Here is a 213-nt window from a genome sequence, read left to right as displayed (position 1 = left end):
AATGTGTTCTAAAAGTTGAACTACTCCCGCATAAGTTTAAAAATGGAGCGGAAGATAGGATTTGCACCTATATCTCATTTCAGGAAGAAATGTATTCTAAGAGTTGAACTACTCCCGCATATAAGGTTTTAAATTGGAGCGGAAGATAGGATTTACACCTATACCTCATTCCGGGAAGGAATGTGTTCTAAAAGTTGAACTACTCCCGCATAA

2 tRNA genes are annotated in these 213 nt (G+C 37.6%); both read right to left on the bottom strand.

What is annotated here, in order from left to right:
* Positions 1-43 precede the first annotated feature (43 nt).
* Positions 44-118, bottom strand: a tRNA-Gly gene (locus HMPREF2864_RS12200).
* 16 nt (positions 119-134) lie between these two features.
* A tRNA-Gly gene (locus HMPREF2864_RS11315) sits at positions 135-209 on the bottom strand.
* Positions 210-213 lie beyond the last annotated feature (4 nt).

Source organism: Staphylococcus sp. HMSC059F04, from assembly GCF_001812565.1.
Lineage (GTDB): Bacteria > Bacillota > Bacilli > Staphylococcales > Staphylococcaceae > Staphylococcus > Staphylococcus lugdunensis.
The sequence above is the reverse complement of the archived record's forward strand: the minus strand, read 5'-3'. Positions and strand labels throughout refer to the sequence as shown.